The organism is Pectinatus haikarae (assembly GCF_015732185.1).
Taxonomy (GTDB): domain Bacteria; phylum Bacillota; class Negativicutes; order Selenomonadales; family Selenomonadaceae; genus Pectinatus; species Pectinatus haikarae.
Genome location: NZ_WIQM01000009.1, coordinates 18,863 through 42,192, shown reverse-complemented (window position 1 = coordinate 42,192; position 23,330 = coordinate 18,863). Strand labels below are relative to the sequence as shown.

At 38.7% G+C, this 23,330-nt stretch carries 28 protein-coding genes; 25 read left to right on the top strand and 3 right to left on the bottom strand.

The features are described 5' to 3' along the window. Positions 1-146 precede the first annotated feature (146 nt). The gene (locus I6758_RS07240) at positions 147-368 is read right to left on the bottom strand and encodes a hypothetical protein (protein WP_196604544.1); all 222 of its coding nucleotides are present in this window, start codon (positions 366-368) and stop codon (positions 147-149) included. Between the two features lie 272 nt (positions 369-640). Here I6758_RS07240 and I6758_RS15210 point away from each other — a divergent pair, with 272 nt between their 5' ends. The 13 genes from I6758_RS15210 to I6758_RS07175 all read left to right on the top strand — a co-directional run bounded on the left by I6758_RS15210 (position 641) and on the right by I6758_RS07175 (position 9,169). Next, positions 641-850: an MmcQ/YjbR family DNA-binding protein gene (locus tag I6758_RS15210; protein WP_196604585.1), complete on the top strand. Its 210-nt coding sequence runs from the start codon at positions 641-643 to the stop codon at positions 848-850. Between the two features lie 602 nt (positions 851-1,452). Beyond that, entirely contained in the window at positions 1,453-1,899 is a 447-nt protein-coding gene (locus tag I6758_RS07230) for a carboxymuconolactone decarboxylase family protein (RefSeq protein WP_196604543.1), read from the top strand. A 55-nt stretch (positions 1,900-1,954) separates the two neighbouring features. Further along, positions 1,955-2,614, top strand: coding sequence for a DUF4405 domain-containing protein (locus I6758_RS07225; protein ID WP_196604542.1), 660 nt, complete (start codon positions 1,955-1,957; stop codon positions 2,612-2,614). 61 nt (positions 2,615-2,675) lie between these two features. After that, entirely contained in the window at positions 2,676-3,329 is a 654-nt protein-coding gene (locus I6758_RS07220; protein WP_196604541.1) for a flavodoxin, read from the top strand. A gap of 14 nt (positions 3,330-3,343) precedes the next feature. Next, a complete protein-coding gene (locus I6758_RS07215) occupies positions 3,344-3,505 on the top strand; it encodes a hypothetical protein (RefSeq protein ID WP_196604540.1) in 162 nt (53 codons plus the stop codon). Between the two features lie 20 nt (positions 3,506-3,525). Further along, positions 3,526-4,026: a cyclophilin-like fold protein gene (locus tag I6758_RS07210; RefSeq protein WP_196604539.1), complete on the top strand. Its 501-nt coding sequence runs from the start codon at positions 3,526-3,528 to the stop codon at positions 4,024-4,026. A 14-nt stretch (positions 4,027-4,040) separates the two neighbouring features. Beyond that, a complete protein-coding gene (locus I6758_RS07205) occupies positions 4,041-4,721 on the top strand; it encodes a flavodoxin family protein (protein WP_196604538.1) in 681 nt (226 codons plus the stop codon). A 28-nt stretch (positions 4,722-4,749) separates the two neighbouring features. After that, complete coding sequence (locus I6758_RS07200) at positions 4,750-5,103, top strand: MerR family transcriptional regulator (protein ID WP_196604537.1); 354 nt, start codon at positions 4,750-4,752, stop codon at positions 5,101-5,103. Positions 5,104-5,129: 26 nt separating this feature from the next. Continuing rightward, positions 5,130-6,020, top strand: a complete 891-nt coding sequence (locus I6758_RS07195) for a LysR family transcriptional regulator (protein ID WP_196604536.1) — start codon at positions 5,130-5,132, stop codon at positions 6,018-6,020. 267 nt (positions 6,021-6,287) lie between these two features. Beyond that, a complete protein-coding gene (gene dmpI, locus I6758_RS07190) occupies positions 6,288-6,530 on the top strand; it encodes a 4-oxalocrotonate tautomerase DmpI (RefSeq protein ID WP_307225079.1) in 243 nt (80 codons plus the stop codon). A gap of 43 nt (positions 6,531-6,573) precedes the next feature. Continuing rightward, complete coding sequence (locus I6758_RS07185) at positions 6,574-7,128, top strand: flavin reductase family protein (protein WP_196604534.1); 555 nt, start codon at positions 6,574-6,576, stop codon at positions 7,126-7,128. 29 nt (positions 7,129-7,157) lie between these two features. Further along, positions 7,158-7,634, top strand: a complete 477-nt coding sequence (locus I6758_RS07180) for a flavodoxin (RefSeq protein ID WP_196604533.1) — start codon at positions 7,158-7,160, stop codon at positions 7,632-7,634. Between the two features lie 386 nt (positions 7,635-8,020). Continuing rightward, positions 8,021-9,169: an aldo/keto reductase gene (locus I6758_RS07175; RefSeq protein ID WP_196604532.1), complete on the top strand. Its 1,149-nt coding sequence runs from the start codon at positions 8,021-8,023 to the stop codon at positions 9,167-9,169. Positions 9,170-9,514: 345 nt separating this feature from the next. Here the strand turns inward: I6758_RS07175 and I6758_RS07170 are convergent, their stop codons facing one another. Continuing rightward, on the bottom strand, positions 9,515-10,408 hold the full coding sequence (locus tag I6758_RS07170; protein ID WP_196604531.1) for a LysR family transcriptional regulator: 894 nt from the start codon (positions 10,406-10,408) through the stop codon (positions 9,515-9,517). A gap of 176 nt (positions 10,409-10,584) precedes the next feature. Here I6758_RS07170 and I6758_RS07165 point away from each other — a divergent pair, with 176 nt between their 5' ends. The 9 genes from I6758_RS07165 to I6758_RS07130 all read left to right on the top strand — a co-directional run bounded on the left by I6758_RS07165 (position 10,585) and on the right by I6758_RS07130 (position 18,585). Further along, entirely contained in the window at positions 10,585-11,823 is a 1,239-nt protein-coding gene (locus I6758_RS07165) for an MFS transporter (RefSeq protein ID WP_196604530.1), read from the top strand. 212 nt (positions 11,824-12,035) lie between these two features. Next, entirely contained in the window at positions 12,036-13,268 is a 1,233-nt protein-coding gene (locus I6758_RS07160; RefSeq protein WP_196604529.1) for an aldo/keto reductase, read from the top strand. Between the two features lie 230 nt (positions 13,269-13,498). Beyond that, entirely contained in the window at positions 13,499-14,167 is a 669-nt protein-coding gene (locus I6758_RS07155) for a DUF4405 domain-containing protein (RefSeq protein ID WP_196604528.1), read from the top strand. 439 nt (positions 14,168-14,606) lie between these two features. After that, complete coding sequence (locus I6758_RS07150) at positions 14,607-14,843, top strand: hypothetical protein (protein WP_196604527.1); 237 nt, start codon at positions 14,607-14,609, stop codon at positions 14,841-14,843. 21 nt (positions 14,844-14,864) lie between these two features. Continuing rightward, entirely contained in the window at positions 14,865-15,095 is a 231-nt protein-coding gene (locus tag I6758_RS07145; RefSeq protein ID WP_196604526.1) for a hypothetical protein, read from the top strand. Between the two features lie 69 nt (positions 15,096-15,164). Next, on the top strand, positions 15,165-16,298 hold the full coding sequence (locus I6758_RS07140) for an alpha/beta hydrolase (protein ID WP_231038577.1): 1,134 nt from the start codon (positions 15,165-15,167) through the stop codon (positions 16,296-16,298). A 392-nt stretch (positions 16,299-16,690) separates the two neighbouring features. Continuing rightward, the gene (locus I6758_RS15140; RefSeq protein WP_307225415.1) at positions 16,691-16,903 is read left to right on the top strand and encodes a flavodoxin family protein; all 213 of its coding nucleotides are present in this window, start codon (positions 16,691-16,693) and stop codon (positions 16,901-16,903) included. Then, a complete protein-coding gene (locus I6758_RS07135; RefSeq protein ID WP_330998028.1) occupies positions 16,884-17,336 on the top strand; it encodes an NAD(P)H-dependent oxidoreductase in 453 nt (150 codons plus the stop codon). Before I6758_RS15140 ends, I6758_RS07135 begins: the two co-directional genes overlap by 20 nt. Before the next feature lie 574 nt (positions 17,337-17,910). Continuing rightward, positions 17,911-18,585 carry a Crp/Fnr family transcriptional regulator gene (locus I6758_RS07130; RefSeq protein WP_196604525.1) on the top strand — a complete coding sequence of 225 codons (675 nt, stop codon included), beginning with the start codon at positions 17,911-17,913 and terminating at the stop codon, positions 18,583-18,585. A gap of 168 nt (positions 18,586-18,753) precedes the next feature. Here the strand turns inward: I6758_RS07130 and I6758_RS07125 are convergent, their stop codons facing one another. After that, the gene (locus tag I6758_RS07125) at positions 18,754-20,328 is read right to left on the bottom strand and encodes an SWIM zinc finger family protein (protein ID WP_196604524.1); all 1,575 of its coding nucleotides are present in this window, start codon (positions 20,326-20,328) and stop codon (positions 18,754-18,756) included. A 294-nt stretch (positions 20,329-20,622) separates the two neighbouring features. Between I6758_RS07125 and I6758_RS07120 the strand changes: the two genes are divergently transcribed. Genes I6758_RS07120 through cysW form a run of 3 tightly spaced genes read left to right on the top strand, consistent with a single transcriptional unit; the run spans position 20,623 to position 23,330 of the window. Beyond that, positions 20,623-21,645, top strand: coding sequence for a sulfate ABC transporter substrate-binding protein (locus I6758_RS07120; RefSeq protein ID WP_196604523.1), 1,023 nt, complete (start codon positions 20,623-20,625; stop codon positions 21,643-21,645). Between the two features lie 32 nt (positions 21,646-21,677). Further along, positions 21,678-22,517: a sulfate ABC transporter permease subunit CysT gene (cysT, locus tag I6758_RS07115; protein WP_196604522.1), complete on the top strand. Its 840-nt coding sequence runs from the start codon at positions 21,678-21,680 to the stop codon at positions 22,515-22,517. After that, positions 22,518-23,330, top strand: a complete 813-nt coding sequence (gene cysW, locus I6758_RS07110) for a sulfate ABC transporter permease subunit CysW (protein WP_196604521.1) — start codon at positions 22,518-22,520, stop codon at positions 23,328-23,330.

Sequence of the window (23,330 nt, the reverse complement as noted above, 5' to 3'; positions counted from 1 at the left end):
TATCATAAAAAAATGCTAAAAGCTGGAAGTAAAGTGTGCCAGAGAGGGAGAAATTGTTTATGTGTTTTGTCCTTTTCCAGCTAGTCTATTTGACAATATCAAAAGCAATTTCTTGTCGTCGGAACTGAGCCGGAGTAGAATCTGTTTCACGCTTGAAGAATTTGCTGAAGTGAGTGGAGCTTCTCCGCAATAATGCCAATAGAGAAGTCTGTATGCGCTAGCAAACGCTTTGTTTCGAGAGTGATGCGGCCAGAGATAAAGTCTTCTGCACTTATGCTTATTGTCGCTGTGGCTGCACGAGTCAGGCTTTTTTCTGTGCAGCCAAGCTGGATGGCGATAAAGTGGGGAGAAGAAATTTTGGTCAACATAAAATAATCCAGCCGTCCCAGTTTTCATCATGTCCAAAATTGTGAGCTTGACCAGGACGGAGGGGTAGAAAGGTCCCTGGATTACAGGTGACAGGTGCGAAATAGACCCATTGTACACATTTACCATGCGTGACACATATAAGCATATGGGATTCATATATTTCTTTATGTTTGAGTTTTGATAATAGTTATGAAGATTATCCTTTTAGTAGAAAACAATCTAGTCTTTTGTGGACTACAATACGACATAAAAAGAATAAAAAAATTTTGCGCTGATTTTTGAACGGGATGATAATTTATATATTAATCTGAAATGTGAGCCTCAATACATTGATGAAATAAGAGAATCCAATAAAGATATTTTACCGGGATTTCATATGAATAAAAGGTATTGGAATACTGTAAAAGTAAACGGAGACGTGTCTGAAAAAGAACTGTTTGAGATGATAGAACATAGTTATGCTTTAACGTTAAAAAGATGAGTAGTAAAAATAAACTATATCAAGATTTCCAATTAATTGGTAATTTTGATGTGGTTTATTTTTATTTAACATTAAATTTTGATTCAATTTACCAAAACGGCAAGTTTTAATTGTTTTAGTTATATAGAGGAAGGTGGGATTTATGAGAATTATCAAGCTTTTAGTTTCTCTATTGCATTGGATCAACTTGAAACAGCGAATACTATGAAATTTCTATCGGATACGGCATGGTTGTGGCAATAGCGATGATTATTACTATTTTTACAGCAAAAGCAGATCTGGAGAAATAAAACTGTTTTTATAGAGAAAAAATAACGATTTTCTGCGGATGAAAAATTAATATGGGCAATACGGACAGCGGTTTCTTACTGAAGGAAAAAGGTGCATTGAGCATGCAGGATCAATTTGATAACTTTTGTAAAAAAATGTTTGCCATAGGAGCAGATTGTAGGAGAATATCAAAATTTTTTTAAAACAAAAAATGAAATGCCTTTTAAGCATCGACGGTACATATTTTTAAGCATTGGCTTAATTTGTTTTTACAACTTACAATAAAACAATAGATGAAATTAATTCAGCTACTGTTTGAGGAGGGGATTGCAATGGCATGGAAAAAGTTAATTGTGTTAGGTTTGACAACAGGGATTATAATGACAAATTTTTTAAGCGTGGAGGCAGCAAATATGGCAAATAATGAAAAAGAAACAACAAAACCAGCAGCAAAGAAGATTGTACAAACGGCAGGACACGATGTATTAGGAGATTTTGCTCCAGATTTTGCACGATATAATGATGATATCCTGTTTGGTGAAGTGTGGTCACGCAATGACAAGCTCTCACTTCATGACCGTAGTTTAATTACGATATCCGCATTAATAGGAAGCGGTGTCACGGACAGTTCACTGAAATACCATATCCAGACAGCAAAACAGAATGGCGTGACCAAAGATGAAATGGTAGAGATGCTTACGCAGCTTGGTTTTTATGCAGGCTGGCCGAAAGCCTGGGCAGCATTTCGTATGGCAAAAGAGGTCTATGAAGAAAAGTAAAGCGGAGATCCTTCCTATAGGTCATTATTGTTAGGAAAGGATGGAATAATTGTATATGAAACAGATTTTCCTAGACATTGTTTTGCTGGTGCTGTTCCTTTTAATAATCAGTTTCCAATTTTTGCCTAAAATACTGCATGAGGTGTTAGGTATCCTTATGCTGTTGGCAATCGTTTTTCATCTTATTGGGAATCGTCTATGGTTTTCCTCGCTATTTAGAGGAAAGTGGTATTTCATACGAAGTTTGTCTGTAATGATTAACTGCCTGTTGATTATTAATGCGGTAAGTATTATAGCGACAGGCATGATGATCTCGAATCATTTGTTCAAGGAAATTTTTGGAATATACTTGCAAAGAAACATAATGGTCCATCAATTGCATGTTTCCTTGCCTTATTTTCTTCTCGTTTTGATTGGACTTCATCTGGGATTGCATTGGCCGCCTTTATGGCATCGTTTTACGAACTGGAATCATTGGAATCTGCAATCGTTGAAATATCGGGTTGGATGCTATTTTATGCTGGCCCTGTTGATTGCCGGCGGCATCTATGGTTCTTTTATGAATCAGATTGGCGATCGGTTACAGCTGAAGCATATCTTTGCCACGGCAGCAACGAAGGCTTCTTTCGGGATGTTCATATTGATGCTTCTGAGTATCATTGGCTTGTATGCTGTAGTGGGTTTTATGATCAAAAGGAGTACAAGACATTTGTAAAAACATAGCATGGACGATTGAATCAAAGTTGAATTTTGTACTAAAGAAAGGGGAAATTGAGATGAAAAAATTTGTGACACTCTTCTTATTATCCGTATGTATGATGTTGACACTTACCGCATGTGGCAGTACTGAGGCAACGACATCTTCCCCGCCGCAGTCACAAAATGGAGTGGCAGAAAAATCTGCACCGGAAGCAGAAGAGCAAAAGGCAGATGGAAACAGTAAAATACTGGTCGTATATTTTTCCTGTACGGGCAATACAAAAACATTGGCAGAGAATACAGCTGATGTTCTCAAAGCAGACCTTTATGAAATCGTACCAGAGAAAAAATATACCAGTGAAGATCTAAACTATAATGATGAGTCTACGCGTGCCACAGTGGAACAGAAGGATAACAGTACACGCCCGGCCATTAACGGGAAGATATCTTCTTTTGAAAAATACGATACAATCGTAATTGCTTACCCGATTTGGTGGGGACAGGCACCGCGTATTATTGATACTTTCTTGGAAAGCTATGATTTTTCGGATAAGAAAATCATACCGCTTTGCACATCAGCCAGCAGCGATATAGGCTCTAGTGCAGACGCGCTTCATAATCTGTGCTCTGCCTCTGCCGACTGGGTAGATGGCAAACGTTTCTCGAAAGACACCTCCAAACAGGAACTGGAGCAGTGGTTTTCAAGTCATCATATCCAATCAGGCAAATGAATTGGGCGATGGAGATGAAAAGTAAATTAATCAGTATTTTCGCGGTAGTAACAGTCACTGTTTTATTTTATTCTTGGCTTTGTCTGGCTTGTATAGCAAAACAAAATAATGTTTCTCAAGAAGATTATGCTCGCATGTCACAGGAAATTGTTGAGCAGAGCTGGCAAAAAAAGTAAAGGAGACCAGAATTATGAACATGAAGAAGATGTGCTTTTTAGGGATTGGCTTCTTATTCGTTGTTGCTGTTGTCGGAGCTGCCTATGGAAGCAGGGAAGATGTACAGGCCGAGACCATAAAGGAACATGAGACGATGTTGCAATCAAAGGAATCCAAGCAGGTTCGTGTAAAATTTACCTTTGATGGCAAGGAATCAATCGCAGAATTGGAAGACAACTCGACCAGCCGGGATTTTCGCCAATCTATGCCAATGACGCTTCACTTCAAGGATTATAATGAAACGGAAAAAATCGCTGATCCACCGAAGTCGCTGTCGAAAGAAAATGCTCCGGACGGATTTGTGCCAAAGCCAGGTGATCTGGCGGTTTATGGTCCGTGGGGCAATATCTCTGTTTTTTATAAAGACTTCAGATATTCCAAGGGACTTATCCCCATGGGGCATTTCATCAGTGGGCTTGAAGATCTGGCTGGAATGAACGGTGATTTCGATGCAAAAGTTGAGGTTATTTCTAAGGAGTAGACGGGAGGGGTTGTATGAACAGACGGGAGTTCCTGAAAGTCAGCGGCATGGGCACATTGACGCTCTTTTTGAGCGGCTGTGGACTGTCTGCACTGGCTGGAGAAACGGAGAACAAAAGTAAAATCCCGGAAAAAGGAAGCGTATCAGGAGGTAAGAATATGAAAATTGTAGTCATTAATAGCAGCCCGCATCCGAAAAATGAATCTACATCGATTTATTTATCGGAGAAATTCACGGAAGGTGCAAAAAGTGCCGGACATGAAGTATTCACCTTTGATGCGGCTAATGAAGAAACGCATCCCTGTCGCGGCTGTGACAAGTGTCATATGGATGGACCTTGTATCTGGTCGGATGCCATCGAACAGACACTTATGCCCAAAATACTGGATGCGGATTTATTGGTATTGGTAACACCGCTGTACTATTTCGGCATGTCTGCACAGCTTAAAACTATAGTAGACCGCTTCTACTCCCGTACAGGAAAACTTCATGGCAAGAAATCTGTATTGATGGCAACTGCCTATAATAGTGCCGATTGGACGATGAGTGCGTTGGTTGATCATTATGATACCCTGGTGCGATATATGGAATGGAATGATGTTGGGAAGGTTTTGGGAATTGGATGCGGTGCTCGTTCTCTGGTAGAAAGATCTGAATTCGGCGATCAGGCATATAAAATTGGCGCAAATCTTTGATACATTACAAAATAAAGGTGGTGTAATTATGAATCGCGAAGCAGTTCATAAAAAGTACAGCATTCCTTTTGAGGTGCTAAAAAAATACGAAAGCAGTTCAATCGCTAAAGTACAGTCAGAAGGAGCTGCAACCATATATGATGATTATGCACTTAAGGAACTGAGCTTTATCATGAGCTTATTAGACTTCGGATTTTCTTGGGACGAAATTATGAGCTATATGAAAATGAAAAAGGACAGCAAATACTGTCATTGTATGGATTTGCTGAACGAAAAGCGAAATGATATGCTGGAAGAAATCCATAAGAAAGAACAGATGATATCCCGTATAGATTATTTGAAATATGAGATGAAAAAAGACTTGGATGATACGAAAGGGTAACCACCAAAGCGAAAGGGGGGATTGTCTTGGAACTTCGCGTTTTGCACTATTTTTTGACAGTAGCCAGAGAAGAGAATATTACCAAGGCAGCGAATCTGCTGCATATGACGCAGCCAACCCTGTCCAGGCAGATTCGTGCCTTGGAGGAGGAACTAAATGTTAAGCTTTTGGAACGGTATAGTCATTATGTCAGGCTAACCGAGGATGGCTTATTGTTACGCCGTCATGCACAGGATATTCTGGATCTTGCAGAGAAAATGAAGCAGGAGTTTATCGGCAGTAGAACGTTGGCTGGAGACATCCGCATCGGGTGTGGTGATACACAGAATATGGCAGTGCTGGCTGCTTGGATGGCGGAGTTTCATAGGCAGTATCCATTGATTACGTTCCGGGTGCAAAGTAAGACGGCAGATGTCGTCCAAGAACAAATTGAAAATGGTCTGGTGGATATTGGGCTGCTGATGGAACCGGTGGATGTTATGAAATATGAAGTCCTGCGTATGCCATTGCTGGAGCGGTGGGGGATTCTGGTTCGGGAAAGTAGTGCATTAGCAGAAAAAGAAAATATACATCCGGACGATCTTTTGGAAGTACCTTTGATTTTGCCAGAACGTATATCGGTACAATCCCATCTGAAACATTGGTTTGGTGAGACGTACGAGAATCTTCATCAAGTCGCGACATATAATCTTTTGTTAAATACGGTTTATATGGTGAGGAGCGGGCTGGGTGTTGCAATTTGCTATGATTTTCATCAGCAGATGACTCCAGGACTGCGATTCATACCGCTAAAGGGAATTGGAGCTGTGGGTGCAGTTCTTGCTTGGAAAAAGCAACAAGCCCTTTCCAAGGCAGCCCGTATTTTTTTGGGATATTGTCACACATGTAAAGATAATGCGCAACAAACAAGTGAATAGTAAGCGATACTGCATTTTGAAACTTTCGCTATATTGGGAAAAACAGAGAACAGTGCTTATCGTTAACAGTATAGATTTAAAGAATACATAAATATGATAAACTGAAATAAAAGAAGATACTGCTACTTTATTTTGGTTAATAAACAGATGTGTACTAAAAAATTACGTGCCCTTTTTCATACAAAAAACAAGCTTAGTGATAAATAAATTATTATATTTAAAGAAAAATGGTATTGACCTTAAGCTGACTTCAGGTTTTATAATAATATCAAATTTAAAGTAGAGAGGATGATTTTTATGCCATATATTCAGATAGAAGCAGGTCCTCATGTGAGTACCGAACAGAAAAAACAGCTTATTGCAGATATCACGCAAGATGCGAGCAAAATATTAGGAATTCCAGCGTCAGGATTTTATGTGCTCATTAAAGAAAATTATGCGGATAATTGGGGAATTGGCGGTAGAACGCTTACAGATATTGCAAAGAAAAGAACCTCAGATAATATGTAGAATATACACTTACATTTAAAAAAATATATAGGAGAATTTTCATATGAAAAAAGATATTGGTTCAGTTTTAGGATTATACCCAACACCGTTGGTGATTATAGGTGCAATGGTGCAAGATAAACCCAACTGGCTGATTGCCGGACATGTCGGTATTATCGGTCATGATCGAATTATGGTAAGTCTGGCAAAACCTCATTATACAAATAAAGGCATTAAGGAAAATAAAGTTCTCTCAGTAAATATTGTAAATGAAAAATTGCTGTCTGAGGCATCGTATGTTGGTAAAGTAAGTGGCAGCAAGGTTGATAAATCTACAGTATTTGCTCATTCCATTGGTGAATTGGGTGCACCACTTGTGAATGCATCTCCGCTTACGATGGAATGCAGTGTTGTTGATGTTTATGATACAGAAGGATTCGAAAGTTTTGTGTTGAAAATAGAACACACCTATGCAGAAGAATCTATTCTGAATGAGGAAGGGAAAATTGATTATCACGTTTTAAAACCAGTTCTCTTTGAAATGCCGACCTATGAGTATGTTAAGACAGGTGCTGTTTTAGGTATGTGCGTGAGTTTTGCTGATCAGTATAAAGTATAAATCAATTTATAATGAGAGGAATTTTAAAAATGAGTAGAAAAATTTTGATTGTTTACTATTCGCATTCTTCCAACACGCGTAAGCTTGCAAAGCTGATTTCAGCAAAAACCGCTGGTATGCTCTACGAATTAGAACCGGAAAGAGCTTATCCAGGTGATTACACTGCGGTTGTAGATCAGGCAAAAAAGGAAATTGAAGCTGGATACCACCCGCCGCTTAAGACAAAAATTAAGAACATTGCTGACTTTGACAGCGTTTTCGTGGGCACTCCGAATTGGTGGAGTACCATGGCACCACCTATTGCCACCTTCCTTGCAGAATATGATTTAGCGAGCAAGACAGTTATTCCATTCTGCACACATGGCGGTGGGGGCTCCGGCTATATTGAGAAAAATGTAAAGCTGGCCTGTAAAAAATCGACGGTACTTTCCATGTTCTCCAGTTATGGCAGCTCAGTTAAAGACAGCGATGTCGAAGCTTGGTTAAAGAAAAACGGGATAAAATAGGTAGGTCTCGTAAGAAATACGAAAAGCATAGGGAACTGCGGTAAAGGCTTTATGTAACGATGATTTTTATGCCTGATGGGTATATCAATTATGTTGATGCCAAAACAATATCATTATAAGTAGATAGTGCACTATGAGCATCGCAAGCGCAGACGACGTGATAAGGAATTGTCATTCCAATTTATAAATAATTTTTCTTTTATTTAAGAACAGAAAATGATTTGTATTCACTTAGAGTTTAACACTTTAAATTGAGTCGAGGTGAATATGGTTCAGGAAAATTTTTTCTTTAAAAAATTCAACTTGACTTTGAGTCTGGACCATAGAGTACGATAATAAGAAAATAAGTGACAATATTTTAAGCCTAAATAGGAGGAAATCATGGAATGCAGTATCGTGAACTTGGACAAACGGGTCTTAAGGTAAGTGAAATTGGTATTGGATGCGAAGGTCTTATTGATCATAACGGTGTATATATGGATGATTTTTTAGATACTGCGGAACGGGTGGGCGTTAATTATATTGATTTCTACGCACCAAATCCTGTTTGGCGCAGCCGGCTGGGGCAGGCACTTGCCGGTAGGAGAAATAAATTTATTTTGCAGGTACATCTTTGCGCAGTTTGGAAAAATGGGCAGTATGAGCGTACACGTAAAATTGATGAAGTTAGGCCGAGTTTTGAGGATATGCTGTGGCGCCTGAATATTGATTCAGTAGAAGTCGGCATGGTCCATTATGTAGATTCGCTTGATGACTGGCGGCAGGTTGCCAACGGTCCAATTATACGGTATGCGAAGGAATTGCAAGCAGCAGGTAAAATACGTCATCTTGGTCTTAGCAGCCATAATCCTATTGTCGCTCTGGAGGCAGTGGAAAGCGGACTTATTGACGTGCTGATGTTTAGTATTAACCCCTGTTATGATCTTCAGCCGGCCAGTGAGGATTGCGATGATCTTTGGAACGGAAAAAGCTACGAGAAGTCGCTGCTCAATATGAATCCAGATCGAGAAAAACTTTATGAAGTCTGTCAACGCCGTGGCGTCGGCATTACTGTCATGAAAGCATTTGGCGGTGGTGATCTTTTAAATGCAAAATTGTCTCCTGCGGGCATGGCACTTGCTCCGGTTCAGTGCCTTCACTACGCTTTAACACGCCCGGCAGTAGCAACAGTTTTAGCAGGAGCGCATACTGTAGAGGAATTAGAAATAAGTGTACACTATGAGACCGCTTCTATGGAGGAAAAAGATTATGCAGCAGCCTTTACTTCTTTCCCGCGAATCAATTGGAAAGGACACTGCATGTACTGCGGTCACTGCGCACCTTGTCCGAAAGGTATTGACGTTGCTATGGTCACTAAACTTCTCAATCTTGCTGAAGCGCAAGAAAAAATACCAGAAACTGTGCGTGAACATTATGCCATCTTGAAACATACAGCTTTTGAATGCATTGACTGCGGTGCTTGTGAGAAGCGCTGTCCATTTCATGTTCCAGTGCGGCAGAATATGATGCGAGCGAAAGAGGTCTTTAAAAAATGAGCGGTAGAAAATCATTCAATTACATTGACTAGGATGAGCCTGGGCAAATATTATCATGCTTAGTGCTTTGCTAAAGCTGATTTTTTATTCGTGCCATATTTAAGAAATATCATTCTATAATAAAGGTCCAATGCCTGTTTCGAAATAACAGACATTGGACCTTTATGTTAAATAGATATTAATTTTTCTGTGAAATGTTATTCAGTTAAAAATGGATAGTATATTACGATAAAAATCTTGACAATAATGCATTAATGAAATCTTCAAATCAACAATATAATAAATTAGTTACTCGAGTGTTCATGAAATTCTGGTAGCTGGGTTATATAATCGAAAAAATGGTAATCAATTTCTTAAATGTATATCAATTTGTTCTTTCAGTTTATCGAGAAATAATGCGGCTGCTTTGGAGAAAAGTTGTTGTTTTTTCCAGATCAAATAAACATGTGCAGGAAGCTGCGGTTGTAGCGGGCGGAAACGTAATAAACTATCTGGTCCGGTATGGACTAGTTTATCCAAACATAACGCATAACCAAGTCCAGCTTCTACCATGAGTGAAGCATTGAAAATCAAGTTGTAAGTGGAAATAATATTTAGTTCCCCTTGTTCTTTTTGCAGCCAATGGTAAAGTTCATGGGTATCCAGTGATTGTTGAGAAATCAGCAATGGAATATCCCAGAGATCGTGTGGAGTAATTCGTGTCTTGCAGCACAACGAAGAATCCCTGCGCATCAGCAGTCCCCAAAAATCAGTATCTGGTAGTTCGAAAGAATGATATTTTCGGATGTTGGCTGGTTCAATGAGCAGGCCAAAATCAAGTAATCCTTTATCTAACCGTTCGGTTACATCATCCGCTTTTGCGCTGAATAGGTGATAGCGTATATGCGGGTAATCAGTCTGGAGCTTTTTAGCGGTCAGGGCCATACGATGCATAGCGTTCGTTTCACCGCAGCCAATGTATATGTCACCATTAACTATTGCATCTGACTGGCGAAATTCCCGTTTTGTTTTCTCTGTCAATGAGGTGATTTCTTCAGCACGTTTACGTAGCAGAAGCCCTGCATCTGTGAGAGTAGTTTTTCGTTTGCCACGGTTAAGCAGCTGCACGCCCAATTCTTCTTCAAGTTCAGAAAGTTGACGGGATAACGTCGGTTGAGTAATATGGAGGGCCTCGGCAGCCTTGGAGATATTTTCTTCCTTAGCAACGGTTAAAAAATAGGATAAAACTCTAAATTCCATGATTAACACCTGTTTTATTTGTAGTATAACATTTAAAATAATGCTTTTGAAGCATAAATTATCATTTAATATAGGCATTTGTTATCATACCAGAGTGATTTTATAATGAAACATAAGGAGATATATAGACGAAGGAGCTTGAAATTTTTTTAATTGTTTGCGGAATGGGGAGTGTTATGTTAAAAAAAAATAATATGTTGGTTTATATTTTGGCGGTTGGTGTATTTGGTATCCTAAATACGGAGATGGGGTTTGTCGGTATCTTGCCATTTATTGCTTCGCAGTTTGATGTCAGTATCATGGAGGCTGGAACTCTCGTGAGTTTGTTCGCGCTGGGAGTTGCAATTGCCGGTCCGACAATGCCCCTGCTGTTTTCCGGTATTAATAGAAAATTGGTTATGTTGATGGTTTTAGGTATTTTTATTTTGGGAAATATTGTATCAATTTTCGCACCAAATTTTACAATTTTATTAATTGCTAGAGTCATCCCGGCCTTTTTTCATCCAATATACTGTTCTTTGGCCTTTAGCGTAGCAGCGGCATCTGTGAAACCGGAGTTGGCACCGAAAGCTGTAACGAAGATTGTGATTGGCGTGTCTGCTGGAATGGTTATCGGTGTGCCAATCAGTAATTTTATTGCAGGAGCATTTTCTTTGAAAATGGCATTAAGTTTTTTTGCATTTATTAACGTTTTTGTATTTTTGGTGACACTGATTTTTGTTCCTTCAATGCCGGTGAAACAGCGGTTATCCTATGGATCACAGATCAGTGTATTGAAAAAACCGATGCTGCTGATATCAATTTTAGCGGTCATTCTTATGAATGGAGCTGTCTTTGGTGTATTTAATTATCTGGCAGAGTATTTGGAGCGTGTCACAACGGTATCTTTATCGACAGCGAGTGTAATGTTATTTATTTATGGTGCGATGAATATTTTTGGCAGCATGCTGGCAGGGGAATTGCTTACCCGTAACGCTTTGCATACGGTTCGTTTTTTTATAATTACTTTGTTTGGCATGTATAGTTTGTTATTTCTGGGAGGGCAGTTCCTGATACCAATGATAATACTAACGATTCTCTGGGGCCTTTTAGGTGGTATCAATGCAAATGTCACGCAGTATTGGATTTCTCATGCAGCACCTGAGGCTCCAGATTTGGCTAATGGGGTTTTTTTGACTTCGGCAAATTTAGGGACAACTTTGGGAACTGTCACCGGTGGAATATTTATTGCAGAATGGGGTACTCCTTATGTTGTTCTTGTTGGACTGTCTTTTATTGCGCTTGCAGGATTAGTAATTTTTGCTCAGATTAACTGTTTGACAGAAAAAAATAGTTTAAATTTGAAAAAAGTACTTGAATTGGAGTCAAGTCCAGGGATTATACTGAAAAAAAAGAAAAAGAATACTGTCTTGTAGACGAATTTTGAGTTTGTATGAAAGAAAGGCATTGGTCCAGTAATTATTTAGTACCTTTTTATACGACGTGCAGTAATTCTTATAGCGGCTATGTAAGGATAGATTATATTGCAGACGTTGACGGATTGAAAGAGTCTGTGGGAAAAGGCGATGTGCAAGTGGCCTTTATAAGGTATTAAGTGAGTTTCTATTTATATTGGGAGATGGAATAAGTGAGAAGAAGGAGCTTTATACGAGGACTGGGACTAGGTGCTATAGGTCTGATGCTTGGCGGCTGCGATTTTGAAGATCCGTTTACAACGAAAGAAGAGCAAAAACAAGAGGCTGATGCTTTTGAATTCAGCGGAACTGTTGAATATAGGCAAATTCCACATTCAGGAGAAAAAATCAGTACGCTTGCTATTGGGGCAAGTGCGCTTCATGAATCTTCAGCAAAAAATATCGAACGCATGATTGCCTATGCAGCAGAGCATGGCATTAATCTCATGGATACTGTAATGTCAAATTTTGGCCCGTCGGAGGCAATGGCTGCGGGGATCAAAGGTCGACGTGACAAAATGCTTACGCAAATGCATATTGGTGTTTATTATCCAAATGAAACATATACAAGAACGCGCGATATGAAGCAGGTTCAGAGCGGTTTTGAGCAGCAGCTTAAGGGATTTGGTACTGATTATAGTGATATAGGGATGATCCATTATGTTGATACAGCAGAAGATTTTCAGAAAGTTATAGATAATGGACTTTTAGATTATGCACAAAAATTAAAAAAGGATGGCACCATCCGCTATATTGGGTTTTCTTCGCATTCTGTAGATATCAGTAAAAAATTTCTTGAGACAGGCTTGATTGATGTCTTTATGTTTAGTCTAAATCCGGCTTACGATTTCGTACCAGAGAATGGTGTGTTGAAACTGGCTGCTGATCGCAAGAATCTTTATGAGGAAGCACAAAAACGCGGCGCAGTAATTACGGTCATGAAGGTTTATGGTGGCGGACGGCTTTTGTCGGATAGCAGTTCACCTTTTGGCAAAGCCATGACAACGGCACAATGCATTCAGTATGCCCTGGATCGTCCTGCAGTAATATCCTGCATACCTGGTGTGCGGAATATGTCTGACATCAACGCAGCGCTGGCTTTTTACAACACGTCACGCGAGGAGCGCGATTATTCAGCTGTTTTTGCGGCGAGTAAACAGGATATGGAAGGTGTATGCATATATTGTGACCATTGCCAGCCATGTCCATATGGCATAGATATTGCCTCTGTCAGTAAATATTATGATCTTGCAAAATCCGGTGATGCCTTAGCAAAGGATCATTATTTTAAATTGAATCGTACAGCTCGTGATTGTGCGCGTTGCGGCGAATGTGAACCACGGTGCCCATTTCATGTTAATATCGAAGATCGCATGCAGGAAATAGAAAATTACTTTGGACAATAAAAATTTTTAATGGGATGTATTTGCCAGTTGCAGCAGCTGATTCTATGAATGTGCCGTCGATGATAAATTATATGGGCTTGAAGTCTGATGGAGGCTATTTAGGGAACCTGAACTTAAAGGAGTTCTGACAGATATGGGTTTAACACAGGAAGCAGGGATTAATACCAGCCCTATATTACAAAAAGCCCATGAAGTAAAGAAAATTATTTAATCTTTTTAGGAGCAAAATGTTGAAAAGAAATATTTTAAATATCGGAATGACAATTGTCTTTCTGTTGGTGATGAATTATCGTTTTACTGGTAATAAGCCGCATGAGGTTTTGGGTGTAATACTTTTTTTATTAGTGCTTTGGCATAATAGCCTAAATCTGCATTGGTATACATCCTTTTTCAAAGGAAAACAGGATTTTCAGCGTGCATTGATAGCGATAATAAATTTTTTGTTTGCCATCAGTTTTTGTATATCAATGCTGTCTGGTTTATTGATTTCACAATCAATAGTGCCATTTATTGCACTGCGGGGAACAAATACACTTTGGCTTCATGAAGTTCATCAAAGCAGCTCTTATGTGTGCTTTATTTTTATAGGAATTCATTTGGGTCTTCATTGGAAGATGTTATGGGTTCGCTTGCAAAATCGGCTTGGAATGGAGCGTTTCCATAAAGAATGTTCAATTTTGGGCAATATTTTAGCAGTCGGTATTATTCTTTATGGTTTTTATGCATCTTTTGCTAATCATATTTGGTCCATGATAGTTATGGAACATGGTTTTGGATGGGGGCCGCCTCCATCTGCGCTAAAATTTTTTTTAGATTATTCAGCACTCTTGGGATGTTATGCAGGAATAACTCATTATGCGGTATCATTGTTGTCTAAGAAAAATCCTAAATTGAAGTAAATGTAAATTTAGACTTTAAGATGGTGCAACATAAATTCGGAAAGGCTTTTATGAATATAGAGAATGTATTAGATGACGGCTTCAGATTAACAGATATTGAGAATTATAATGAAGGTTCATAATGAGAAAGAAGGTATTGATAACAGTTGGAATTATTTTTTGTGTACTTATCAGCGGGATGAATTTTGAAAAATATGAAATGTCTGTTGGCTTAGACAAGCTGTGATTTAGTCAACCGGCAGAAGGAGTTTCTAAGTTATATTTTATTCTGCCGAAATGATTGGCATGGGAAGTCGGAAATACGAGTTACTTGAGTTAAAATGATGCTTTCTAAGCATTATAAAGTATTCGTTTTAAGTATTTTAAATAGTTAAGTAACTACATTATAATAAATCATAAAATAAAGAATAATTAACAAAAGAAAGAGGAGATTGTGAAAATGAAGTTTTTCAATCATAAATTAGCAAAAGCTGCTATGGTGGTAGTTGCACTTACTATCGTGAGCAGTGGCGCTGGGACTGCTTCGGCGGCACTGCATGTGGAACAACCTCAGATTGAAGCGAATAAGAGCCTGCCAGCAGGCGATATGTTTCGTGACGCAGACAACTTTTACAAGAGCAACAATGTAGATGGGCAAAAAGTTACATTTTATAATATTTTTAAAAGCCCTACTTAAAGGATTTTGTGAGTAAAGCTGATGGTTTATTTGGATGGGAAAAATGATGCGCATTTTGGGAAATTGATTTCCGTTTCCTCAGAAGCAAAAGACAATGCACAAAATATTGAGAACACAGCAACAACCACCACCGTCAACATTATTAGCATTGAGCGTCCCAAAAGTGGAAAAACCGATGAACTTCGCAACTCTTTTTTATCACTCGTAAAACCGACAAGGAAAGAAGCCGGAGGTCGAAAAGGTTATCGTTGATTTTTTGGATACTCATTTGAAAAATAAATAAGTATGAATATAATTTAGTACGATGAAGGAGATAATACTATGCTGAAAAAGGTCATTCAAACTACTTCTATTGCGGCACTTTTTGTTGCGACACTCGCCACAACTGCTTTTGCTGCTTTACCTGAAAATGCCACATCTATTTCTGTACCGGGTCAAACCATTCAGCTGGAACAGAAATGGGATAAAATATTTCCTCAATCTGATAAAGTAGATCACCGTAAAGTAACGTTCAAAAACCGTTACGGGTTCACCCTGGCGGGGGATTTATATGCGCCCAAAAATGCACAAGGCAAATTAGCGGCTATTGCCGTAAGCGGCCCGTTCGGCGCTGTGAAAGAACAGTCCAGTGGGCTGTATGCGCAGACCTTAGCGGAACGCGGCTTTGTGACCCTTGCCTTTGATCCGTCGTTTACAGGTGAAAGTTCAGGCTACCCGCACAACACAGCCTCGCCGGATATCAACACGGAGGATTTCAGTGCCGCTGTAGACTATTTAGGATCCCTGGATATGGTAAACCGTGACGAGATTGGCATCTTGGGTATCTGCGGCTGGGGTGGCTTTGCCTTGAATGATGCCATCCAGGATACCCGCGTCAAAGCGGTGGCTACCAGTACGATGTATAATATGACCCGTGTGATGGCGAATGGGTATGAAATCAAAATGGATCCCAAAGGACAATATGATCGTGTGGCACCGCAAAGTGCAGATGCACGTTACAAGATGAAAGAGCAGCTGAATAATGCCCGCTGGGAAAGCTCAAAACAGGATTATGCTGCCTTAGCCCCGGCCAATAATCTGGACCCGGAAAAAGATATTACGCCTGAAACGCCGAAATTTATCGCTGAATATGCTGATTTCTATCGGACAAAACGCGGCTATCATCCGCGTTCGGTAAATTCCAATCCGAACAGTTCATGGGCGAATACCACGCCGCTTTCCTTCATCAATATGCCCATCATGGAATATGCCAGGGAAATGCGTACTCCTGCCCTGATTGTGGCGGGTGAAAAAGCTCACTCCCGTTATTTCAGCGAAGATGCCTATAAGGCAATAGGTTCGAAGGATAAGGAGTTATATATCGTTCCCGGTGCGAACCACACAGATTTATATGATAATGTCCAGAAAATCCCCTTTGATAAATTCGAACAGTTCTTTAAAGAGCATTTGAAATAAAACAGTTGTAAGGAGAGCCCTGGAGCAGCCGCCTGAGTTAGATAAGATGCGTCCCATCAGCGTGATATCGAATTCTCAGGCGGTCAGCGGGTATATGTAAGCGGTACGCCGGGTACTGCTGCTGAAGCGACATCGCCAATTGCGAAGGAGTTCTATGATTTTTACCGTACCTCCAGAGGATCTGTTGGTGATATCAAAAATCATACGACTCATCCAACATTGACCAGCAATACAAAATTCATGAATTTTTATCCTTTCAAAGAATTTATACCAAAACTTAATCTTTTCTACTCGTCGGGCAAGGTGATTTCTATCGACCTATGAATAAAAATCAATAAGAACGCAAATATAAGCATTGCTAATTAAAGAATGATTGGAAAGAAGGATATTTTATGAAGGTGCTTGCTTTGAATGGAAGCCCGAGGAAGAAGTGGAATACCGCGGTTTTGTTACAGCGAGCGTTGGACGGTGCAGCTTCCGTCGGGGCACAAACGGAGTTAATTCACTTATACGACTTGAAATATAGAGGTTGCACAAGTTGTTTTGCTTGTAAAAGAAAAGACGGTACACTGGGGGCACTGTGCAATGAAAGACGATTTGACTGAAGTCTTGAATAAGGTCACTTGTTGTGATGTACTTCTATTGGGAACACCAATCTATTTTTCAAACATTACGGGGGAAATGCTATCATTTCTTGAACGACTGCTGTTTTCAAATATGACCTATAACACTGGAACTCCCTCTACCTTTAAGGGAAAGCTTTCATCTGGAGTTGTCTATACAATGAATGTTTCCTTTGATGTCATGAAGGAATTTGGATACAAGGTGCTATTTAATCATTATAAATCTTGGTTGGAAAAATTATTGGGAGATCCTTCCGAAATTCTTATCAGCAACGACACATATCAATTTGATGACTATTCCAAATATGAAGCTAACATGTTCGATGAAAAGTGGAAAGCTCATGTAAAAGCAGAGCAGTTTCCGATTGATTGCCAGAAAGCATTTGAGATGGGTGTCCGCCTTACAAGAAAATAGCGTAAAGAAATCTTCGCTGAATAACGGCTATCATTTGGTGCATCCTTATTGGGGATGGCCAAATGGTAGCCGTTGTTTTTTTAAGAACCTGTTCTACTTATATTGTGGCAGCTTTTTACCTCTCATATTTATAAGATTACATAAAGTACAATTATTTATAATTGTATCTCCAGATTTGAGAAATTTATTTTTTACACGGCAACAAGGTTCAATAATTATTTCTTTAGTCTTCATATAATTCTTCATTTTTGAAATAGCTTTAGGATGATTTTTTTGTACATCGCATCCAGGTAAGTAGTGTATCATAACTTTCTCCTTATATTTTATTTCTAAAAGATTTTCTGTAAATAAAGCAACGAGCATTTCATTCTTTTTTTTCTGCTGAAGCGTGTAATATATATTTTTTTATAATTACAAGATATCATTAAGGGCGGTATTTTTATTAACAATCATTGAATATCTGTCTCCTCTATTAGAATAAGCTTTTTATAAAATTATTTCTTGACTTACAAAATTCATTATAATAAAATTGTCAAAATAATAATGTTGTTTTGACAACAAAAAGGTGATATTAATGGATTTTTCTTTTATTTCAAAAACTGAGCTGTTTATTGGCTTGACAGCAGTTGAAACAGAACATGTATTAAGTTGTTCTCAAGCTAAAATAAAAAACTATCAAAAGGGAGAGTATATATATCATTCAGGAAATAAAATTGATACTATTTGCATTGTTTTATTAGGTGGTGTGCATATTGTCTACAATGATGCTTGGGGAAATGAGAATATACTCAATCGTGTTACAAGAGGACAGATGTTTGCTGAAAATAATGCCTGTAGTGATGAAATATTATTTACAAATGCAGTAGCTGCTGAAACAAGTACAATTTTATTTCTATATACTGAGAAGTTACTGTATCCTTGTCATGCAATTTGTGCCTATCATTCAAAAGTTATTCGTAATATGTTTTTGTCTCTAGGTACTGAAAATATTAAACTTAAAAGAAAAATTAGTCACACAACGTCAAGATCATTGCGTCAACGAATTATTTCTTTTCTCTCTTTCCAAGCTACTGAACAAAAAAGTTTTTGCTTTAAAATTAACTTCAATCGTCAACAATTGGCCGATTATCTGTGCGTTGATAGAAGTGCAATGTCTAACGAGTTAAGTAAAATGAAAAAAGATGGCTTGATCAATTATGAAAAGAATGTATTTTGGATTAAGGATTTAAAGGTAAAGTATGGGGTATAGTTTTTTCTATTTGTATTTCTGTTATCTGGAGGAGAATTCTTCAAGTTTTGTATAAATGCTAAAAGTCAATATATCTGTCTGAAAGACGTTCTTCAAGATAGATATCCAGCTGAGCTCTTATTCGAATTAAGTCTTACCGCCTCCCAGTTTATTTTTCTTACCATTTATTTATATAGATGATAAGTTTTCCAGTTCTTCTAAAAGCGCTTTTCGTCTGGGGTATTTCAGAGAAAGCTGTTTTTTGATCAATGATGCAGTGTCTCTGCCGTCTGCTTTGCAAAGCATTTGTAAATAGCGGCAGAGTTTTTTATAATCGCTTCGTCCGATGCTGCTGGCGGCTGATTGCATGATAAAGTCCATAAATATGGCATGGACTTCCCGAGGGTATATTTTCAACAAATATTTGTGATAATCAATTATTCTATAAGGAAAATGCTTTGTATATTTCAAAAGACTTTGCCAGTCATTCTCCTGGATAACTATTTGACAATATGTCTGTCCCGCGTAGCCTCTTTTTTCTATTTCAGCAATGATTTGCACATATTTTTTCTGCCATTCTTTTTGTGCATACAGCAATTTCAGCTTAGAATAATATTCAAAACAATCATACTCAATCAACAATTCGTATGCGAGTAAACGCATTTTGGCAGTAATTTTTTCAGTTTCATAAATTTTAAAGCGCAGCTGTTTCCATTTTATGACAAGACCGAGGAATTTTGCATCACTTTTTTCTCCTTCCAGGACCAAGCTTTCCGCTTCATCATATTTTTTTGCGCATAGGAGCTTATTGAAAAGAATTTCTCTGATTTCTGCGAAGGCTTTATTTTCTTTCAGAAAAGAATCAGTATTTTTCATGTCAAATTTTTGCAGCAGTTGATATTTTAAGAGCAATTCTTTTTCATATACGTATTTATTGAATATATCTGGTTCTTCACTTTGGCAAGTCTGCATGAATAAGTTGGTTTCCACCGTATGGCCCTGTCTTGGAGAATCGGCAAGATCAATGCAGGATTTGAGCAATGCTATACGTTCATCCGGCCAGCCATCGTATATTTTCTTTTTTGATTCGGTCAGGATTTTATTAAATAACAGTTTACGCTCTCTTTTATCCTTTACGGACTGAATATTAATCGTCAGCAGTGCTTTGGCATTTTCCAGTATGTCTGTGATTCCGCCATCTGAATCATCCGTAAATTGGGTCATTTTCAGCATTTCATTTATTACCGATAAAATGAGGTCTGCAGCCAGAAGAAAGTCCTTGCAATCAATAGCGATTTCGATACGTTCGAGGACTTTATAAGTCCCCTTAAGCGCGGAGAAGCATTCATTCCATTTTATGAAGTTATCTCTTCCCTTGGCATCGCGTATATTTTCTCTCATTAAATTTATCCAAGTTTTTTTGTCGTCGTATTTGTCAGATACAGGGGCGTCATTCTGTGCGGGAACTAAAAATTTATTATCCTCTTGTCCCGTTTGCAGACGGTCTCTCAATGCATATAATACGGCAGCGATATGCTTGCAGTATGGAGCATATGTATATGGACAATCGCATGTTATATTTTCTATATATATTGAACGATCAATGTGCGCATGAACCCTGTAAGTATCGGTTCCTTTTACGACAGCGGTGTAATAATTGTTCTCCGTTTCTGTCAGGGATTGAACACGGCCCTCAAGATAATATGCTTTTCCTCTTTTTAAGATTACTGGTTCTATCTGCTTATCAAAATTTTTAAGATTCATATATTTCCCTTTCAAAAATATTATAAAAAACGGTTTTTTTTATCTATAATATCTTTTTCGCAGTAAGAAATATATATACCTTTTTATTTTATTTATTGACGATATAATTTTGATGTGTTATTATAAATTTCATAATAATTATTGCAAGCACGAAGTATTGCCTTATGGCAAAGCATGCAGTGCAAAAATATTCGATATTTTGCTGGCTAATTAGAAAACTAAAGGTCAGAGGGTTGATTGTGATTCTGCAATTGTCTCTCTGACCTTTTTTATTTTGAAACAGGAGGCTGTGTTATGAACAAAAAAATTATTTTATTTGCTGTCGCACTTATTGCATTATCGGTTATAACAGGCTGTAAAAATGACAATGAATCAGCATCATCAAATCAGCTTGTAAATGTATCTTATGATCCGACCCGTGAACTTTATAAGAATTACAATGAGTTATTTGCAAAACATTGGAAAGAACAGACCGGGCAGGATGTCACTATTACTCAATCGCATGGCGGTTCCGGTGCACAGGCTCGCTCAGTAATTGAAGGCAATGACGCGGATGTTGTAACGCTGGCATTGGAATATGATGTGACTGCCATTGAAAATGCCGGACTTATCAATAAAGGCTGGCAGAATAAGTTTCCTCATGACAGTGCTCCTTACACTTCGACTATAGTATTTCTTGTACGCAAGGGAAATCCGAAAAATATAAGAGATTGGAATGATTTGATTCAGCCGGGTGTTGGCATCATCACGCCAAATCCTAAAACATCAGGCGGTGCACGCTGGAATTATCTTGCAGCCTGGGCATATGCCAACGAAAAATATCAGAGCAATGAAGACCAGATGAAGGATTATATGAAAAAGTTATTTGCCAATGTTCTTGTCCTTGATTCGGGAGCTCGCGGTGCGACAACGACATTTGTAGAAAATGGGCAGGGAGATGTCCTGCTGGCATGGGAAAATGAAGCTTACTTATCCTTAAAAGAACATCCTGATGAATTTGAAATAGTTTCTCCGTCTATCAGTATTTTGGCACAGCCTTCCGTCGCCGTCGTTGACAAGATAGCCGAAGAACGGGGTACAAGCAAGTTGGCTAGTGAATATTTGAATTATCTTTATTCACCGGAAGCACAGAAAGTAGCCGCAGAAAACTTTTACAGACCGACAGATGAAAATATTTTAAAACAATATGCCGATAAATTTGATTTGAATATAAAATTGGCGAATATCAATGATCCTTTATTTGGTGGCTGGAATAAGGTTCACGAAACCCATTTTAAGGATGGCGGCATTTTTGACCAAATCTATCAGAAAAATTGATAAATATAATATCGAAAAAGCGGGGGCAGGCAATGAGCAGAATAAAGTCGAACAGTATTATACCCGGATTTAATTTATCCATGGGAATAACTATCTTTTATATCAGTTTCATTATTCTGCTGCCTCTGATATCTATAGCAGTGGTTACAAGCGGTATAACATGGCAGGGATTTTTGGACACGGTCTTGGACAGTCGTATTATGGCAGGATATAAGGTAAGCTTTTTCTGCTCTTTTATAGCAGCAGCAGTTAACTGTCTTTTTGGCACCATGCTGGCATGGGTATTGGTTCGTTACGAGTTCCCCGGCAAGGGGATTATCGACGGTCTTATCGAATTGCCTTTTGCTATTCCTACAGCTGTTGCGGGTATATCTCTGGCTTCTCTTTATTCTCCTACCGGTTTTATAGGACAGATTTTCGATCCTTTTGGTATCAAGATAGCTTATTCGCAAATTGGTATAACTATAGCGTTGATTTTTGTTACAATACCGTTTGTAGTACGCACCGTTGAACCTGTATTAAAAAATATGGATCCTGTGTTTGAAGAAGCAGCCTATACCCTCGGAGCCAGCAGGTTTATGATATTCCGACAGATCATTCTGCCAGAGCTCGTACCATCTTTGCTGCTCGGCGGCGGACTTGCCTTTGCCCGAGCTATCGGTGAATACGGCAGCGTAATTTTCATAGCAGGCAACATGCCCTATAAGAGTGAAATAGTACCGCTGCTCATAATGGTAAAGCTCCAGCAGTTCAATTATGCTGAAGCGACTTCTATAGCTATTATCATGCTTTTGTTTTCTTTCTTGATTATGTTTGCTATAAATTCATTGCAGGTATATCAGCAGCGAATTGTGCAGGGAGGTACAAAATAAATGGGGAAGAAATCACCCGTCAAATATTTTTTGATAGCTCTCAGCAGCATTTTTGTTTTCGTCATGCTTATTATGCCGCTTGCCGTTATACTCAGTGAAGCTTTCAAGAATGGATTTTCTGCCTACGCGAATGTGCTCAGTGACAGCTTTACTCTGCATGCTTTGCAGCTGACGCTTTTTGCTACTTTTGCGGCAGTTGTCTGCAATACGGTTTTTGGTCTGTTTGCCGCGTGGGCTTTAACACGTTTTCATTATAAGCGCAGTAAAATTCTGACTACAATTATCGATATTCCTTTCGCCATATCACCCGTCATCGCTGGTCTTATTTTTTCGCTGACTTTTGGCAGGATCGGCTGGGCCCAGCCGATCCTGAACTATTTTCATCTGAAAATAGTTTTTGCTGTGACAGGCATTGTTTTAGTAACTATCTTTGTTACACTGCCTTTCATAGCCAGAACAGTAATGCCAGTATTACATGCACGCGGTACTGAGGAAGAGGAAGCGGCAGCTTTGATGGGCGCGGGCGGTTTTACTATTTTCCGCAAAATAACTTTTCCTCATATCAAATGGGCCCTGTTATATGGCATCATACTTTGTACAGCACGGGCAATGGGAGAATTTGGCGCTGTGTCGGTAATATCAGGTCACTTAAGAGGAAAAACGGATACATTGCCTTTGCTGGTGGAAATACTGTATAATGATTTTAAAATGGCGGATGCCTTTGCTGTTTCTACAATCCTTGTACTGCTTGCGCTGGTATTGCTGATTTTGAAAAATATTGTCGAATATAAATGGCACAGTGCAAAGGAGTAG

What these genes read in the sequence shown, in the direction of transcription:
- I6758_RS07175 (WP_196604532.1), top strand. Translation starts at nt 8,021, where the DNA reads ATGCAGTATCGTGAACTTGGACAAACGGGTCTTAAGGTAAGTGAAATT.
- I6758_RS07200 (WP_196604537.1), top strand. Translation starts at nt 4,750, where the DNA reads ATGAATCGCGAAGCAGTTCATAAAAAGTACAGCATTCCTTTTGAGGTG.
- cysT (WP_196604522.1), top strand. Translation starts at nt 21,678, where the DNA reads ATGAGCAGAATAAAGTCGAACAGTATTATACCCGGATTTAATTTATCC.
- I6758_RS07185 (WP_196604534.1), top strand. Translation starts at nt 6,574, where the DNA reads ATGAAAAAAGATATTGGTTCAGTTTTAGGATTATACCCAACACCGTTG.
- I6758_RS07230 (WP_196604543.1), top strand. Translation starts at nt 1,453, where the DNA reads ATGGCATGGAAAAAGTTAATTGTGTTAGGTTTGACAACAGGGATTATA.
- I6758_RS15140 (WP_307225415.1), top strand. Translation starts at nt 16,691, where the DNA reads ATGAAGGTGCTTGCTTTGAATGGAAGCCCGAGGAAGAAGTGGAATACC.
- I6758_RS07180 (WP_196604533.1), top strand. Translation starts at nt 7,158, where the DNA reads ATGAGTAGAAAAATTTTGATTGTTTACTATTCGCATTCTTCCAACACG.
- I6758_RS07225 (WP_196604542.1), top strand. Translation starts at nt 1,955, where the DNA reads ATGAAACAGATTTTCCTAGACATTGTTTTGCTGGTGCTGTTCCTTTTA.
- I6758_RS07150 (WP_196604527.1), top strand. Translation starts at nt 14,607, where the DNA reads ATGAAGTTTTTCAATCATAAATTAGCAAAAGCTGCTATGGTGGTAGTT.
- I6758_RS07215 (WP_196604540.1), top strand. Translation starts at nt 3,344, where the DNA reads ATGAAAAGTAAATTAATCAGTATTTTCGCGGTAGTAACAGTCACTGTT.
- I6758_RS07220 (WP_196604541.1), top strand. Translation starts at nt 2,676, where the DNA reads ATGAAAAAATTTGTGACACTCTTCTTATTATCCGTATGTATGATGTTG.
- I6758_RS07135 (WP_330998028.1), top strand. Translation starts at nt 16,884, where the DNA reads ATGAAAGACGATTTGACTGAAGTCTTGAATAAGGTCACTTGTTGTGAT.
- I6758_RS07125 (WP_196604524.1), bottom strand. Translation starts at nt 20,328, where the DNA reads ATGAATCTTAAAAATTTTGATAAGCAGATAGAACCAGTAATCTTAAAA.
- I6758_RS07170 (WP_196604531.1), bottom strand. Translation starts at nt 10,408, where the DNA reads ATGGAATTTAGAGTTTTATCCTATTTTTTAACCGTTGCTAAGGAAGAA.
- I6758_RS07140 (WP_231038577.1), top strand. Translation starts at nt 15,165, where the DNA reads ATGCTGAAAAAGGTCATTCAAACTACTTCTATTGCGGCACTTTTTGTT.
- I6758_RS07130 (WP_196604525.1), top strand. Translation starts at nt 17,911, where the DNA reads ATGGATTTTTCTTTTATTTCAAAAACTGAGCTGTTTATTGGCTTGACA.
- I6758_RS07165 (WP_196604530.1), top strand. Translation starts at nt 10,585, where the DNA reads ATGTTAAAAAAAAATAATATGTTGGTTTATATTTTGGCGGTTGGTGTA.
- I6758_RS07205 (WP_196604538.1), top strand. Translation starts at nt 4,041, where the DNA reads ATGAACAGACGGGAGTTCCTGAAAGTCAGCGGCATGGGCACATTGACG.
- I6758_RS07240 (WP_196604544.1), bottom strand. Translation starts at nt 368, where the DNA reads ATGTTGACCAAAATTTCTTCTCCCCACTTTATCGCCATCCAGCTTGGC.
- I6758_RS07145 (WP_196604526.1), top strand. Translation starts at nt 14,865, where the DNA reads ATGGTTTATTTGGATGGGAAAAATGATGCGCATTTTGGGAAATTGATT.
- I6758_RS07120 (WP_196604523.1), top strand. Translation starts at nt 20,623, where the DNA reads ATGAACAAAAAAATTATTTTATTTGCTGTCGCACTTATTGCATTATCG.
- cysW (WP_196604521.1), top strand. Translation starts at nt 22,518, where the DNA reads ATGGGGAAGAAATCACCCGTCAAATATTTTTTGATAGCTCTCAGCAGC.
- I6758_RS07210 (WP_196604539.1), top strand. Translation starts at nt 3,526, where the DNA reads ATGAAGAAGATGTGCTTTTTAGGGATTGGCTTCTTATTCGTTGTTGCT.